General features: G+C 67.8%; 14 protein-coding genes. 5 read left to right on the top strand and 9 right to left on the bottom strand.

Translation table 11 applies throughout. The features are described from left to right. Positions 1-151 precede the first annotated feature (151 nt). From gyrB to dnaA, 9 genes are all read right to left on the bottom strand, one after another. On the bottom strand, positions 152-2,191 hold the full coding sequence (gene gyrB / locus ACWDUM_RS09990) for a DNA topoisomerase (ATP-hydrolyzing) subunit B (protein WP_450113871.1): 2,040 nt from the start codon (positions 2,189-2,191) through the stop codon (positions 152-154). 211 nt (positions 2,192-2,402) lie between these two features. Further along, positions 2,403-3,353, bottom strand: coding sequence for an alpha/beta fold hydrolase (locus ACWDUM_RS09985; protein ID WP_450113870.1), 951 nt, complete (start codon positions 3,351-3,353; stop codon positions 2,403-2,405). Between the two features lie 25 nt (positions 3,354-3,378). Next, the gene (locus ACWDUM_RS09980; protein ID WP_450133846.1) at positions 3,379-4,464 is read right to left on the bottom strand and encodes a PDR/VanB family oxidoreductase; all 1,086 of its coding nucleotides are present in this window, start codon (positions 4,462-4,464) and stop codon (positions 3,379-3,381) included. 34 nt (positions 4,465-4,498) lie between these two features. Next, positions 4,499-5,389 (bottom strand): metal-dependent hydrolase, encoded by an 891-nt coding sequence (locus ACWDUM_RS09975; protein ID WP_450113868.1) that lies wholly within the window; start codon positions 5,387-5,389, stop codon positions 4,499-4,501. A gap of 112 nt (positions 5,390-5,501) precedes the next feature. Continuing rightward, a complete protein-coding gene (locus tag ACWDUM_RS09970; RefSeq protein ID WP_450113867.1) occupies positions 5,502-6,062 on the bottom strand; it encodes a DUF721 family protein in 561 nt (186 codons plus the stop codon). A 127-nt stretch (positions 6,063-6,189) separates the two neighbouring features. Beyond that, complete coding sequence (recF, locus tag ACWDUM_RS09965; RefSeq protein WP_450113866.1) at positions 6,190-7,380, bottom strand: DNA replication/repair protein RecF; 1,191 nt, start codon at positions 7,378-7,380, stop codon at positions 6,190-6,192. Position 7,381: 1 nt separating this feature from the next. Further along, entirely contained in the window at positions 7,382-8,281 is a 900-nt protein-coding gene (gene gnd, locus ACWDUM_RS09960; RefSeq protein ID WP_450133845.1) for a phosphogluconate dehydrogenase (NAD(+)-dependent, decarboxylating), read from the bottom strand. Between the two features lie 56 nt (positions 8,282-8,337). After that, on the bottom strand, positions 8,338-9,522 hold the full coding sequence (gene dnaN, locus ACWDUM_RS09955) for a DNA polymerase III subunit beta (protein WP_450113864.1): 1,185 nt from the start codon (positions 9,520-9,522) through the stop codon (positions 8,338-8,340). 556 nt (positions 9,523-10,078) lie between these two features. Beyond that, complete coding sequence (dnaA, locus tag ACWDUM_RS09950; protein WP_450133844.1) at positions 10,079-11,677, bottom strand: chromosomal replication initiator protein DnaA; 1,599 nt, start codon at positions 11,675-11,677, stop codon at positions 10,079-10,081. 545 nt (positions 11,678-12,222) lie between these two features. On the opposite strand from dnaA, the gene rpmH reads away from it, so the two are divergent. From rpmH to ACWDUM_RS09925, 5 genes are read left to right on the top strand one after another with little or no spacing between them, the layout of a single operon-like run. Next, positions 12,223-12,366: a 50S ribosomal protein L34 gene (gene rpmH, locus ACWDUM_RS09945; RefSeq protein ID WP_084734434.1), complete on the top strand. Its 144-nt coding sequence runs from the start codon at positions 12,223-12,225 to the stop codon at positions 12,364-12,366. A gap of 24 nt (positions 12,367-12,390) precedes the next feature. After that, positions 12,391-12,753, top strand: coding sequence for a ribonuclease P protein component (gene rnpA, locus ACWDUM_RS09940; RefSeq protein ID WP_450113862.1), 363 nt, complete (start codon positions 12,391-12,393; stop codon positions 12,751-12,753). A gap of 5 nt (positions 12,754-12,758) precedes the next feature. Continuing rightward, positions 12,759-13,121 (top strand): membrane protein insertion efficiency factor YidD, encoded by a 363-nt coding sequence (gene yidD, locus ACWDUM_RS09935; protein WP_450133843.1) that lies wholly within the window; start codon positions 12,759-12,761, stop codon positions 13,119-13,121. 4 nt (positions 13,122-13,125) lie between these two features. Next, complete coding sequence (yidC, locus tag ACWDUM_RS09930; protein WP_450113860.1) at positions 13,126-14,211, top strand: membrane protein insertase YidC; 1,086 nt, start codon at positions 13,126-13,128, stop codon at positions 14,209-14,211. A 59-nt stretch (positions 14,212-14,270) separates the two neighbouring features. Beyond that, positions 14,271-14,822 (top strand): Jag family protein, encoded by a 552-nt coding sequence (locus tag ACWDUM_RS09925; protein ID WP_450113859.1) that lies wholly within the window; start codon positions 14,271-14,273, stop codon positions 14,820-14,822. Positions 14,823-14,951 lie beyond the last annotated feature (129 nt).

The raw sequence follows: 14,951 nt of genomic DNA, 5'->3' as shown, positions 1-14,951 counted from the left end.
AAATCGGGCGCGGCCTCAATCACATGATGCCTCGTGAGCATCATCCGTCACTCCCGATTCACGTTTACCCCCACGGGGGTCATTTGCCACCAACAAGGCCGCACATCGGTGTGACATGTATCACCTCGATGTGCGGCCTCGTTCGCAACGGTCAGACGTCCAGGAAACGGACATCCTTCGCGTTACGGGTGATGAAGCTGCGCCGGGCCTCGACGTCCTCGCCCATCAGGACACTGAACAGTTCGTCGGCCGCAGCGGCGTCGTCGAGGGTGACCTGCCGCAGGACGCGTACCGACGGGTCCATCGTGGTCTCCCAGAGCTCCTTGGCGTTCATCTCGCCCAGACCCTTGTAGCGCTGGATACCGTCGTCCTTGTTGATCTTCTTGCCCGCCGCGAGACCGGCCTCGAGCAGCCCGTCCCGTTCGCGATCCGAGTAGGCGAACTCCGGCTCGGTCCGCTGCCACTTGAGCTTGTACAGCGGCGGCATCGCCAGGTAGACGTGGCCGTGCTCGATCAGCGGACGCATGAAGCGGAAGAGCAGCGTCATCAGCAGGGTCGAGATGTGCTGGCCGTCGACGTCGGCGTCGGCCATCAGCACGATCTTGTGATACCGCAACTTGCTGATGTCGAACTCGTCGTGGATGCCGGTACCGAACGCGGTGATGATCGACTGGACCTCGGCGTTCTTGAGGACGCGGTCGATGCGGGCCTTCTCGACGTTGATGATCTTGCCGCGCAGCGGCAGGATCGCCTGGTACATCGAGTCGCGGCCGGACTTGGCCGAGCCGCCGGCCGAGTCGCCCTCGACGATGTAGATCTCGCACTTGCTCGGGTCGTTGGAGCGGCAGTCGGCCAGCTTGCCGGGCAGGCCGCCGATGTCGGTGGCGCTCTTCCGGCGAACCAGTTCGCGTGCCTTGCGGGCGGCGGTGCGCGCCTGCGCCGAGGACACCGCCTTGTTCACGATCGTCTTCGCATCGGCCGGGTTCGACTCGAACCAGTGCGCGAGGTGCTCGTTGCACGCCTTCTGCACGAACGACTTGACCTCGGTGTTGCCGAGCTTGGTCTTGGTCTGGCCCTCGAACTGCGGCTCGCCGACCTTGACCGAGATGATCGCGGCCAGTCCCTCGCGGATGTCGTCACCGCTGAGCTCGGGATCCTTGTCCTTGACCAGCTTCTTGTCCTTGGCGTACTTCTTCACCACCGACGTCAGGGCCGCACGGAAGCCCTCCTCGTGCGTTCCGCCCTCGTGGGTGTTGATGGTGTTCGCGAAGGTGTGCACCGACTCGGAGTAACCGGAGTTCCACTGCATCGCGATCTCGAGCTCGTGCCCGGTGCCCTTGGCGGTGAACCCGACAACGGAGTTGTGGATGGGCTGCTTCGCGCGGTTGATGAACCGGACGTAGTCCTCGAGGCCACCCGGGTAGTGGTAGACGCGGGACTTGACCTTGTGAACCGGGGCCGCCGATTCGGCCTCGCTCTCCGTCGCGGTCTTCGGCGCGTCCGCAGTCGTGCTGACGACGTCGTCGGTGATCTCCTCCTCCGCGACGCGCTCGTCGGTGAGGGTGATGGTCAGACCCTTGTTGAGGAACGCCATCTCCTGCAGGCGACGCGCAACCGTCTCGAAGTTGTAGTTCGTGGTTTCGAAGATCTCCGGGTCCGCCCAGAACCGGACGGTGGTGCCGGTCCGTTTCGTCGGCTCCCCCTGGATCAGCTCGCCCGGCACCGCCTTGGTGTAGGTCTGGAACCAGTGGTGTCCGTCGGTGTCGATCTCGACCTCGAGCTTCGTCGACAGCGCGTTCACGACGGAGATGCCGACGCCGTGCAGACCACCGGACACCGCGTAGGCGTCGGAGTCGAACTTGCCGCCTGCGTGCAGCTGGGTGAGCACGACCTCGACGGTCGGGGCGCCCGAGGCGTGCATGCCGACCGGGATGCCACGGCCGTCGTCGACCACCTCGATGCCGCCGTCCGCGAGCATCGTGACCTCGACCTTGGTGGCGTGACCGGCCATCGCCTCGTCGACCGAGTTGTCGACGACCTCCCAGATCAGGTGGTGAAGACCGCGCTCCCCCGTGGAGCCGATGTACATGCCGGGACGTTTACGGACCGCCTCGAGACCCTCGAGGACGGTGATCGAGGAAGCGCCGTACTCCTTGTTACCAGTGCTCTTGTCTGACTTCTGGGCAGCCACGGGAGGTGTGCTCTCCTTCTCGTTCACACGACGGTCCCCCGCACGACGGTCGATCGCGCGAACGGTTTCGCCGGCATGGCGATCGCGGCCGGCGACGCGGCCGCGAGGTACCGAACCATCCTACTGGTTGACCCGGACAGCAGGGCACCTGCGACACCCCTGAGCTGCCCGTAGACGCAGTTTCGGCGACTCGGCCACCCCGGGAAGACCGTCAGGCGGTGACCGCGGAGCCGTTCGTTTGCGGACGTGCGATCACGTCCTCCACGAAGCTCGCGGTCAGCCGCGCGATGTCCGGCGCGTGTGAGAGCGGAGCCCAGTGCCCGGCCGGGATCTCGACGCGCCGCAGGTCAGAGGCCCAGCGGGCGGTTTCCTCGAAGGCGAACGGCAGCACCGCCTTGTCCCTGGTGTTCACGATCAACTGCACCGGCACGTCCGTGCTGCGCTCACGGGGCCGCAGGAGCCGGTGCCGGGTGTTCGCGCGATAACGTTTGAGTCCGTTCGCGGCGTCCCGGCCGATCGTCACCGCCGGCCGCGCGAGTGTCGGCTCCATCCTGTCGAACAGGGACAGGAACAGCGGCCAGCGCGGAGCCAGCAGGCGGCCCGTGACCAGTTCCGGCACCACGGGTACGTGGAAGAGCAGCGCGTAGAACGATGCCGCCGCCTGCGCCAGTACCTGCCCGACACCCCGGGGGGTGGGGTTGCGCAGGTTCCGCCGCATCCAGTGGCCGAGGTGGTCGAAGCACCATCCCGAGGTCGAGGTCAGCGACGCGATCCGCTCCCCCGCCCCGAGTGCGCACACCGCCTCCCACGACTCGAGCGACCCCCAGTCGTGCGCGAGCACGTGCACGGGCTCGCCGCGGCCGACCGCATCGATGACCGCGAACAGGTCGCTCGCGAGGCACTCGAGGTCGTAGTCGGCGACGGACCCCGGCGAGGTGGACCGGCCGGCGCCGCGGGTGTCGTAGGTGACGACCCGGAACCGGTCCGTGAGCAGTCCGGCTACGTGATCCCACAGCAGGTGGGTGTCCGGCCAGCCGTGTACGAGCACCAGTGTCGGGCCGTCGGGGTTCCCCTGCTCGAACACCGCGAGTTCGATGTCGCCGTTGCGGACCGTGGTCGCGACGGGGAGTGACGAGGGAATGTCGTTGGTGCCGTTTCTCATTCGTCGTTCCTTCGGGTTGTGGGTCTCAGAGATCGAGCACGAGGCGATCCCCGGCGGACCGGGACACGCAGATCAGCATCTCGTCGCGCTGCTGTTCGGGGGTGAGCCGCGATTCCCGGTGTTCGGGCGCGCCGGAGATGACCCGCACCCGGCAGGTTCCACAGAACCCCTGCTGACAGGAATAGCCGACCCCGGGCTGCCTCCGCCGCACCACCTCGAGCACCGACTCGTCGGCGGGCACCGTGAGAACCTCCCCACTGCGGGCCAGTTCGATCTCGAACGGAGTTCCGTCGAGAACCGTTGGAGCTCCGAATCTTTCGAGGTGCAGCGCGGCGGCAGGGGTGGACGCGAACGAGGTGCGCACGAGGTCGAGCATGGGAGCCGGGCCGCAGCAGTAGACCGCGCCGCCCGACACCGCCCGCCCGAGCAGGTCGGCCGCGGTCGGCAGTCCGTGTTCGTCGTCGGTTCGGACGAAAACCCTTTCCTGTTCCCATTTTTCGATCTCGTCGAGGAACGGCATCGTCTCCCGCGACCGGCCGGAGTACACGAGTTGCCAATCCATCCCCAGGATGCGCGCCCGGCGGACCATCGCGATGACGGGGGTGATCCCGATACCGCCCGCAACGAACAACGCGCTGCCGTGCCCGACGAACGGGAAGCCGTTGCGGGGGCCGCGCACGGTGACGGTGGATTCCGGTTCGAGGGCGTGCATCTCCAACGAGCCGCCCCCGCCGTCCGGCACGGCCCGCACCGCGACCGTGTAGTGCGCGCGGTCGGCCGGGTCGCCGCACAGCGAGTACTGCCTGCGCCGACCCGACGGCAGGTGGAAGTCCAGGTGACATCCCGGCTGCCAGGCGGGCAGGTCGGTGCCGTCGAGGGCGCCGAACGTGAGGGCGACGACGTTCCGGTCCCGGCCCACGATCCGCCGGTCCGTGACCACAAGGGTCATCGCGGAGTCGGGGCCCGGCCCGGCGTGCGTGGGGTCGTAGTCGCGGCGGCCGACCACCCCGACGTAGCGCTCGACGACCGCCTCGAGCGCACCCATCACCCGGTCGGGGCGGCCGCGACCGCGCAGATCCCGGGGAATCGTTGGCCTGGGTCGGTGAATCATCTTCGGCAACATCACTTCTCGTGTTCCGAACTCTTCAGCGGACAGCAGTCCGCGCGGCGGGCGAGGACGCGAGGTAGGCGACGGCCTGCGCGGTGGACCCCTCGTGGGACGGGTGGTATTCGCGCCGGAAGTACCGGCTCATCCGCTTGACCAGGTCGGTCGCGGTCGGCAGCACCCCCCTCTTGCCGGCGGACCGGAAGTCCGACCAGTGCGGCCGCCGCCGGTGCGGCGCCCAGTTCGCGAGGTCGGGATCGTTGGCCATCAGGAACCGGGTACCGCGGATCCACAGGTAGACCAGCGCCGGCGTGGCCACCAGCTGCGTGCGCAGCCGCCGGGACTCACGTGTGTCGAAGTAGCGCATCACGTCGTACGCGACGGACCGGTGCTCGACCTCCTCCGCACCGTGCCACCGGAGCAGGTCGAGCATCGTCGGGTGCACACCGGCGCCGTCGAGGGCTCTCGCATTGAGAACCCAGTCCCCCAGGAACGCGGTGACGTGCTCGATCGCCGCGATCAGCGCGAGCCGCTCGACGAGGTAGTTCTCCCGGCGCCCTGCGGTGAGCGGCCGGGGGCCGAGGAGCGTGGTGAAGACCCAGTTCATCTGGTCCGTGTAGGCGGTGGTGTCCAACCCCTTCGCCCGCAGATGCTCGAGAACGCCGGAGTGGGCGTTCGAGTGCATCGCCTCCTGGCCGATGAAACCGGCGACGTCGTCGCGCAGCTTCTCGTCCTCGATCAGCGGGAGCGCTTCCTTGAACGTCTCGACGAACCAGTCCTCGCCGGCGGGCAGCAGGATGTGCATCACGTTGAACACGTGGGTGGTGAACGGATCCCCGTCGACCCAGTGCATCGGCAGATCCGACCAGTCGAACCGGACGTTGCGCGCGTGCAGTAGGAGATGATCGGGTTCGACGGCTTCGGCGGTCATGGTCGTTCCCCTTCCGGCGACGCGCGGCGTCGCCAGTGACACAGTTCACGAATTCAGGTAACTGTAACACTGGGTAATAGACAATCCCACCCCTCGAGGGGCCCGGATTCGGCTATCCGTAGGTGTCCCGCGGGCCGCGACCGCGGATGTGCCGCTCGCCCTTCCGCCAGCTGGGGGCCGTCGGCCCGGTTATCCGCAGGCTGGTGACCACACCGTCCCCGACCGCGGCCGCGATCTTCGCGAGGATCTGGGTCTGCATCAACCGCAGCTGCGTCGCCCACGCCGTGGATTCGGCGGCGACGCTGAGCACACCGTCCCGCAACGCCACGGGTTCCGCGTGTGCGGAGATGTCCTCCCCGACCACCTGCGGCCACCGTCCGAGCACCGTGCCCTCGGACACCCTCGGCGACCAGCCCCGGCTCTTCGCGACGGAACTGGCGAGGGCGCCGAACGGTTGCGGATCGCGGGCATCGGGACGCGCACCGGACCAGCCACGTCGGCCCGTCGTCCGAGCCCGGGGTTTCGGCGACGACCGGCCCTGGCCGACGGACTTCCCGCTGGCCTTCGCCGCGGCCCGGGCCTCCTCCAGCGCGCGCCGGGCCAGGTCGATGCCGCGCAGTTCCGGCTCTCCTCCACCGGCGCTCTCGCCCGCCGGTTTCGACTCAGCACTCATCGGCACTCCCTTCTCCTCTCGATCATCCCAGGCAGCCCGCCCGCGAGGGCTCCCCGACATCCGAGTGAACGGAAGCCGTCACTCGACGAGATCGACCGAACGGTTCCGTTCACTCCGCCGGCGGCAGTCAGCGGAGGGTCGAGGTGCGGCCGTCGGGCCGCTCGACGGCTTCGACCGCGAACCGGGTGGCGTCCAGTTCCTCCGGCACGTCCTCGGCAACGGCGGCCGTGATCAACACCTGCTCGGCGTCGGCCGCCACCTCGGCAAGAGCCCGCCGCCGCTTGCGGTCGAGTTCCGCGAAGACGTCGTCGAGCATCAGCACCGGGTCGGTACCGTCGGACCGCAGCAGGGAGAACGCCGCCAGCCGCAGCGACAGCGCGAACGACCACGACTCGCCGTGGCTGGCGAACCCCTTCGCCGGCTGGTCCCCCAGCCGGAGGTCGAGGTCGTCGCGGTGCGGCCCGACGAGGCAGACGCCGCGGTCGATCTCCCTGGGCCGCGCCTGGGCCAGTTCGTTCAGAAAGCATGCCTCGAGCAGTTCGACGTCGTCTCGGGTCCACTGCCGCTGCGGATCGGTCAGCTCCGGCGGCATCGACGCACCCAGACTCGACCGGTAGCCGATCGCCGCCGGCCGCGATTCCGGCGCGATGCGGGCATAGGACGCGGCCACGTGCGGGCCCAGTTCGGCGACCAGACGCATCCGGGCCGCCAACAACTCTGCGCCGTGCGCAGCGAGGTGACCGTCCCAAACATCAAGGGTGGCAAGGGCACTCGTGCCGTCACTCGCCCGGGTGCCACGCCGCAACGCCCCGCCGGCGGTCTTGAGCAACGCCGACCGCTGCCGCAGCACCTTGTCGTAATCCGCACGGACCGCGGCCATCCGGGGAATTCGGCTGCTGAGCAGTTCGTCGAGGAACCGGCGCCGCTCTCCCGGGTCGCCCCGGACCAGCGACAGGTCCTCCGGCGCGAACAGGACGCCGCGCAGCACTCCGAGGATCTCGCGAGGCCGGCGCAACGGTGAGCCGTTCATCCGGGCCCGATTGGCCTTGCCGTCGTTGATCTCGAGGTCGATCGCGAGCTCACGACCGTCGTTGACGACCACGGCCCCGATCTGCGCGGACGACGCCCCGGCCCGGATCAGGGGCGCATCCGTGGACACCCGGTGCGAGGACAACGTCGCCAGGTAGCCGAGTGACTCGAGCAGGTTGGTCTTGCCGTGACCGTTCGGGCCGAGGAACAGCGTGATCCCCGGCCCCGGCTCCAGGGTGACCGCATCCCACGATCGGAAGTCGCGGAGCGTGAACTTACGGACGAACACCCTATGGCTGCCCGGATTCCGAAATCCGTTGCACGGCATGGCCTCCGAACTGATTTCGCAGTGCGGAGACGGCCTTCATCGCCGGGGAGTCGGCCTGCCGCGACGCGAACCGTGCGAACAGCGCGGCCGAGATCACCGGGGCGGGCACGGCGTGCCGGATCGCCTCCTCCACGGTCCAGCGGCCCTCTCCGGAGTCCTGGGTGTATCCGGAGATCTCCGCGAACTCGGGATCCTCCGCGAGCGCCTTGACCAGCAGGTCCAGCAGCCACGACCGGACGACGGTGCCCTTCGTCCAGGCCCGCAGCACCCCGGGAACGTCGGTGACGAGGCCCTCCGCGTCGAGGAGTTCGTAGCCCTCGGCATAGGCGTGCATCAACCCGTACTCGATGCCGTTGTGGACCATCTTCGCGTAGTGCCCGGCTCCGACCGGTCCGGCGTGCACGAAGCCGTCGGCCCGCTCGCCCTCGGGCCGCAGTGCGTCGAAGATCGGCATCGCGCGAGCCACATCGGACTCCGCGCCGCCGACCATCAGCCCGTACCCGTTCTCGAGGCCCCACACCCCTCCGGAGACGCCGCAGTCGAGGAAGCCGATTCCGTTGCGCGCCAACAATTCCGCGTGTGGACCGTCCTCGGTGAACCGTGAATTGCCGCCGTCGACGACCAGGTCGCCGCCTTCGAGGATCTCGGCGAGCTCGGTCACGGTTTCGTGGGTGATCTGCCCGGACGGCACCATCACCCACACCACCCGAGGTGCCTCGAGGGCGGCCGCCAGCTCCGACAGCGAGGGAACGTCCGACACTTCGGGCCGCGGGTCGTACCCGACCACGTCGTGCCCGGCCCGACGCAACCGTTCGCGCATGTTGAAGCCCATTTTCCCGAGGCCGACCAGTCCCAGTTGCATCGGGCGGTTCCCTTCGGTCGAGGACGGAGAATGCGGTGACGGTTGCCGTTCGGCGATCAGCCCGGGAGCCGGACCGGCATCAGCAGGTAGGTGTAGTCGCTGTCGGGCGCGGCGAACGTCCCGCTCTCCCCCGGCTGCGGCTCCTCCTCCGCGGCCGGACGCAGCACGGCCGGACGGCTCGGGGTGGTGAACCCGAAGGTGACCCGGTCGCTGTGCAGCGAGGTCAGACCCTCCGTCAGGTAGGTCGGGTTGAAGGCGATGGTCAGCGCCTCGCCCTGGAACTGGGCCTCGAGGGCCTCCTCGGCACGGCCGGCATCCTCCCCACCGGCGGCGAGCAGCAGTCCGTCCTCGGAGAACTGCATCCGGACCTGGGCGCCCCGTTCGGCGACGAGTGCGACGCGCTTGATCGCGTCCACCAGCGGCGCAACCTCGACAGTCGCCACCGCGGTGTGCTCGGGCGGCAGCAGCTGCCGGAACTTCGGGAACTCGGCGTCGAGCAGACGGGTGGTGGTGCGACGCCCCTCACCGACGATGCCGAGCAGGCCCTCCGAGCCCACCGACGAGCCTGCGCCGAAGGCGAGTTCGACCGGCGAATTCGATCCGCCACCAAGGGTTTTCGCTGCCTCGGACAACGTCTTCGCCGGGATCAGGACGGCGGCACTGGTGTCGGGGTTGGCGGGCATCCACTCGATCTGTCGGACCGCGAGCCGGAACCGGTCGGTCGCCGCGAGCACCACATTGGTGCCCTCGATCTCGACCCGGATTCCGGTGAGCATCGGCAGGGTGTCGTCCTTGCCTGCCGCGACCGCGACCTGACCGATCGCCTCGGAGAACACATCGACGGGCAGCGAGCCGGTCTGCTGCGGAAGTTCGGGAAGCTGGGGATAGTCCTCGACCGGCATGGTGGGCAGGGAGAACTTCGCGCTGCCGCAGGTGATCAGCACGCGGGCGCCGTCGACGACCAGGTCGACGGGCTTGGCCGGCAGGGACCGGGTGATGTCGGCGAGGAGTTTGCCGGAGACCAGGGCCTGCCCGGGCTCGGAGACCTCGGCGGAGATCCGGACCTGAGCGGAGACCTCGTAGTCGAACCCGGAGATCGTCAGACCCTGCTCGTCGGCGGAGATGAGCACACCACCGAGAACGGGTACCGGAGGCCTCGACGGGAGACTGCGGGCCACCCATGCGACGGAATCTGCAAAGTCTTCCCGGGCGACCCGAAATTTCATGCTCCCGAGCTCCATCGCTGGGCTGATCCTCTCCGTAGGCACATCGCGTCGCCGCTGCGTTGGTGCGAACAGCGGACAGAAGCCCACCGTAAGCCCTCCGGCGAGAAGTTGAAAGCCGGAGGCGGTTCATGTCCGAGCGTGGCGCGAGTGCCCACGGATGGACTGTGAATGGCTTCTCTCCACACAACCTGTTTTCAGAAGAAGATCTTCGAAGAGAATCAAGCAGTAGTAGTAGGTCCTGTGAATTCTGTGCACAAGGGCCTGTCCGCGCAGGTCTCCGCGCATACCGGCGTGGGGAATCCGTGTGGACGGGCCGGGGATCAATTGTGGGTGGCTGTGGATGCCCACGGAGTTGTGCATGTTCATCCACCGTCTGTCCACAATTGATCCCCCGTTGTACCCCCTGTTGTTCACATCCCTGTGGGGTGGAGGCGCCGATTGCTCCCCAATATCGTTCACATCCCTGTGGAGACCTGGGGATGATGCGCCGGACACGGCGATGCGCTGGGCATACGGAAACGGCGGACCGTCATGAGGAGGACGGTCCGCCGGAAACAGCAGTGGGAACGGGTCAGCGGGCGCGCTGCTTGATGCGCGCGGTGAGTTCCTGCACCTGGTCGTAGACCTTGCGCTGTTCCGTCATCTGCTTGCGGATCTTCTTGTCCGCATACATGACGGTGGTGTGGTCGCGGCCGAACGTGTTGCCGATCTTCGGCAGCGAGAGGTCGGTCAGCTCGCGGCACAGGTACATCGCGATCTGCCGGGCCTGGGCCAGCGGACGCGTCTTTCCGGGCCCGCACAGATCCTCGATGGCCATCCCGAAGTAGTCCGAGGTGGCCGCGATGATGGTGGAAGCGTCGATCTCGAGTGGGGTCGCGTCGGGCATCAGGTCCCGCAGCACCACCTCGGCCAGGCTGAGGTCCAGCGCCTGTCGGTTCAGCGAGGCGAACGCTGTCACCCTGATCAGCGCGCCCTCGAGCTCGCGGATGTTGCGGTCGAGTCGGCTCGCGATCAACTCCAGGACGTCGTGGGGGACGTCCAGCCGGTCCATCCGCGCCTTCTTGCTGAGAATCGCGATCCGGGTCTCGAGTTCCGGCGGCTGGACATCGGTGATCAGCCCCCATTCGAACCGCGTCCGCAGCCGCTCCTCGAGCGTCGCGAGCTGTTTGGGCGGCCGGTCCGAGGTGATGACGATCTGCTTGTTCGCGTTGTGGAGTGCCTCGAAGGTGTAGAAGAACTCCTCCTGGATGCCTTCCTTGCCCTCGATGAACTGGATGTCGTCGACGAGGAGCACATCCGTCTCGCGGTATCGGCGTTTGAACGCGACCTTCCGGTCGTCGCGGAGGCTGTTGATGAAGTCGTTCGTGAACTCCTCCGTGGAGACGTATCGGACCCGGATACCGGGGAACAGTCGCCTGGAGTAGTGGCCTGCGGCGTGGAGCAGGTGGGTCTTGCCGAGCCCGGAGGAGCCCCACACGAACAGCGGGTTGTACGCGCGGGCGGGTGCCTCGGCGCACGCGACCGCCGCCGCGTGCGCGAACCGGTTGGACGCACCGATGACGAAGGTGTCGAACGTGTACTTGGCGTTCAGGCTGTTCCCGTCCGCGACGGTCCTCGGCGTCACGGCTGGTTTGGTGAAGTACGACGGCCACGACTCGTTGACGCTGGCGATGGCCTCACCGTCCTCGTCCACCTCGTCGTGCTCACCGGGGTCGGGCTCGAAGAGGTCGGCGTCGCCGATGCCGGGCCGGCGGCGGCGGAATGCCTCGACACTGACGGTGCCGGCATTCGCTGCGTCCGATTCGCTCTGCCGCAGGGGCGTCGGCTCCGGCGCCGCGGGCACCGCGGGGAGTGCGGGAGCCACGGGTACTGCCGGGGCGGGCTCCGCTTCGGTGGGGGCCGCCACCCGGACCCCGAGGCCCTCGACGCCCTCGCCGACGTGGCGGTTCAGTGCTCCCAGGATGGGTTCGCGCAGGTCACGCTCGATCGCTTCCTGGACGAAGGACGATGGAACCGACAGCAGGGCGAACCCCTGAGCGAGGGTGAGCGGACGAACCAGCGCGAGCATGGCTTTCTGCGCCTTGGTGAGCGGGTGACCGGATTCGTCAGCCGTCAGCTCGGCGAGGACCTCCACCCACACTCGTGCCAGTGTGTTCGCTTCCTCGTTCAACTTCGGCCCTCCCGAATCCGTGCCTGGGGAGTCGCGTCCGCCCGATTCGGTCGGCGTTCGCGGGCTGTTGGCCCCTGGGGATAACTTCCCCGCACAAGGGTACGAATATGCCACCTGATCTGTATTTCCACACAATTATCCACAAGTGTGGATAACCCTTTTTTGTGCTGCCGAACGACCCCGGCGGGGTGTCGGCGCCGCCGCGCGCCGCTCTCACCTGGGCAGATGTCGATGGGCTCAGGCGCTGGCACTCGGGACCGGGGTGCCGAGGACCACACTACGCACCACCCCTGTGCACAGGGGTGGCCGCTTCGCAAGCACCCCGGGGAGCGTGGCGTGTCGGTCCACGTCGCCGGTTTGACCTGACCGCTGGGGCTGCGTAGTCTCGTACAGTCACCCGAATTCGAGGTGGCGGTTTCGTGCTGACCACGTGGTGTCCTCTGCGGACGCGAGATTGGCCGGTGCACCGCTGTCGTCGGGGGACCACCGGATTTCAGTTACAGACGGTGCCGACCGGCGCCGCCGATTTACAAGGAGTGTCGACCGTGGCCAAGGGCAAGCGGACGTTCCAGCCGAACAATCGCCGCCGCGCGCGCGTTCACGGCTTCCGTCTCCGGATGCGGACCCGTGCGGGCCGCTCCATCATCTCTGCGCGTCGCCAAAAGGGCCGCGCTTCCCTCTCCGCCTGACCCGTTTGAGCGCGGGAGCTCGGGGTGCTGCCTGAGCCGCACCGGTTACGTCGTCGGGCGGACTTCGCGTCCACCGTTCGTCGTGGCCGACGTGCGGCCCGTCAGGACGTGGTTGTTCACGTTCTGACGGAAGTCCGGGCAGATTCGCTGGTCAGCGACCCGGGTCCGCGTTTCGGTTTGGTTGTGAGCAAGGCTGTCGGGCCGGCGGTGATTCGACATCGAGTCGCACGCCGGCTTCGTCATATCTGCGCCGGCCTGGTCGACGAGGTGTCCGAGGGCACGTACGTGGTGATCCGCGCGCTCCCCGGCGCCGCGACGGCCTCGTCGACCGACCTCGACCGGCAGCTCCGGTCGGGGTTGCGCAAGTTGAACCTCATCGGTGGGTAAGTCGCATGACAAGCAACCGCTCGGCGATCACGGGTCGGCTCGGAGCCATCCGGCGGGCCCCGGCGCAGGTGTTGATCTTCTGCATCGAGCTGTATCGGACCTACGTCTCCCCGACCCGGATGCCGACCTGCCGATTCACCCCCACCTGCAGCGAATACGCGGTCGATGCCCTGCGTGAACGCGGAGCCGTGGTGGGATCGGTCCTGACCGTGGTGCGGCTGCTCAAGTGCGGACCGTGGCATCCCGGCGGCTGGGACCCGGTGCCGCTGCGCGGATCCGACCGTCGCGGCGAGCGTGCCGACGCGGCCCTGGACACTGGCAAGAACTCCCACGATCTGGTGAACGTGGGCGAACAGAGGAGTACCTAGAGCCGTGCTCGACTTCATCTACTACCCGGTGTCCTGGATCCTGTGGGTCTGGCACAAGGTCTTCGGCTCCTTCCTTGGCGCGGACAACGGCTTCGCCTGGGCGCTGTCGGTGATGTTCCTCGTGTTCACCCTGCGCGCCATCCTGTACGTGCCGTTCGTCAAGCAGGTGCGCACCACCCGGCAGATGCAGGAGCTGCAGCCGCAGATCAAGGCGCTGCAGAAGAAGTACGCGAACGATCGCCAGCGCATGGCACTGGAGATGCAGAAGCTCCAGAAGGAGCACGGGTTCAACCCGCTGATGGGCTGCCTGCCGGTCCTGCTGCAGGCACCGGTGTTCATCGGTCTGTTCCACGTCCTGCGGTCCTTCAACCGCACCGGCACCGGTTTCGGCCAGCTCGGGATGTCGGTGGAGGAGAACGCGAACACCGCGAACTATGCGTTCTCGGCCGCCGACGTTCAGTCGTTCCTCGACGCGCGTCTTTTCGGTGCGCCGATCGCCGCAGCGATGACCACTCCGACGGCGCAGCTCGAGGCATACGGTGTGCCGATCCCGACGGTGTGGACCATTGCCGCCGTCGCGATCCCGCTGATGATCATCGCGTCGGTCGCCACGCACTTCAACTCCCGTGCGTCGGTGGCCCGCCAGAGTGAGGCCGCTGCTGCGAACCCGCAGGCCGCGATCATGAACAAGCTGTCGCTGTGGGTGTTCCCGCTCGGCGTGCTCGTCGGTGGCCCGTTCCTGATGATCGCGATCCTGCTCTACTGGGTCTCGAACAACATCTGGACCTACGCGCAGCAGCACCTGGTGTTCCGCCGCATCGACGCGGAAGAAGAAGAGAAGAAGGCCAAGGCCCTCGAGCGTCGCGCGGAGAACGCGCCGAAGCCGGGTGCGAAGCCGGCGGCGAAGAAGCGCAAGGGCGCCTCCGCCGCGCAGCAGGCCGCCGCGATCGAACCCGCCGCCGACGCGGAATCATCCGACACCTCGAGTTCGTCGAAGGATTCGCCGACGGCTTCCGGACCGGGATCGAAGCCCAAACCGGGCGCGAAACCGTCGGGCAACCGCGGCAAGAACACCAAACGCAAGCGCTGAGCCGGCGCTCCGACTGCTGAGCGCGGCAGCGCTCCCCCTTCACAGAGAAGAGAACGACGATGGCGAATGATCCGGAAACCGGACGGGACGGAGACGACGAGGTCGTGGCGGACGTGACTGTGGATGCGCCCGTGGACGAGATCGACGAGGAGGACGCGCTCGTCGAGGAGGGCGAGATCGCCGGCGACTACCTCGAACAGCTGCTGGACGTGCTCGACTTCGACGGCGACATCGACCTCGACGTCGAGGGTGACCGGGCCGTGGTCAGCATCGACGGTGGCGACGACCTCACGAAGCTGGTCGGCCGCAGGGGCGAGGTGCTCGATGCCCTGCAGGAGCTCACCCGGCTCGCGGTGCAGCAGGCGACCGGCGAGCGCAGCCGCTTGATGCTGGATGTCGCGGGCTGGCGTGCCGGCCGACGCACGGAGCTCACCGAGATCGGACTGGCCGCTGCGAAGCGGGTGCTCGAGTCCGGCGAGCCCGAGTCCCTCTCCCCCATGACGCCGTTCGAGCGCAAGATCGTGCACGACGCGGTCGCCTCCGTCGACGGTGTGTCGAGCGAGAGCGAGGGTGCCGAGCCCTCGCGTCGTGTGGTGGTCCTGAAGGACTGAGACCGTAGATCCTCGCGAAGGGGCTCCCGACCATCAGGTCGGGAGCCCCTCGTCGTACACGGGCGCATGTTTCACGTGAATCACCGTGAAACTGGTGGTGTTCCCGAGGGCGTCGAGACAGGTCCCTGG

The sequence above is a fragment of the Rhodococcus sp. NPDC003322 genome (assembly GCF_053589555.1).
Note: the sequence above shows the minus strand (reverse complement) of the source record. Positions and strands in the feature narration are given on the sequence as shown.

Coding starts and splice junctions, on each gene's coding strand:
- ACWDUM_RS09985 (WP_450113870.1), bottom strand. CDS start 3,353: ATGAGAAACGGCACCAACGACATTCCCTCGTCACTCCCCGTCGCGACC.
- ACWDUM_RS09980 (WP_450133846.1), bottom strand. CDS start 4,464: ATGATTCACCGACCCAGGCCAACGATTCCCCGGGATCTGCGCGGTCGC.
- ACWDUM_RS09975 (WP_450113868.1), bottom strand. CDS start 5,389: ATGACCGCCGAAGCCGTCGAACCCGATCATCTCCTACTGCACGCGCGC.
- ACWDUM_RS09970 (WP_450113867.1), bottom strand. CDS start 6,062: ATGAGTGCTGAGTCGAAACCGGCGGGCGAGAGCGCCGGTGGAGGAGAG.
- gnd (WP_450133845.1), bottom strand. CDS start 8,281: ATGCAACTGGGACTGGTCGGCCTCGGGAAAATGGGCTTCAACATGCGC.
- dnaN (WP_450113864.1), bottom strand. CDS start 9,522: ATGGAGCTCGGGAGCATGAAATTTCGGGTCGCCCGGGAAGACTTTGCA.
- yidD (WP_450133843.1), top strand. CDS start 12,759: ATGACAAGCAACCGCTCGGCGATCACGGGTCGGCTCGGAGCCATCCGG.
- ACWDUM_RS09925 (WP_450113859.1), top strand. CDS start 14,271: ATGGCGAATGATCCGGAAACCGGACGGGACGGAGACGACGAGGTCGTG.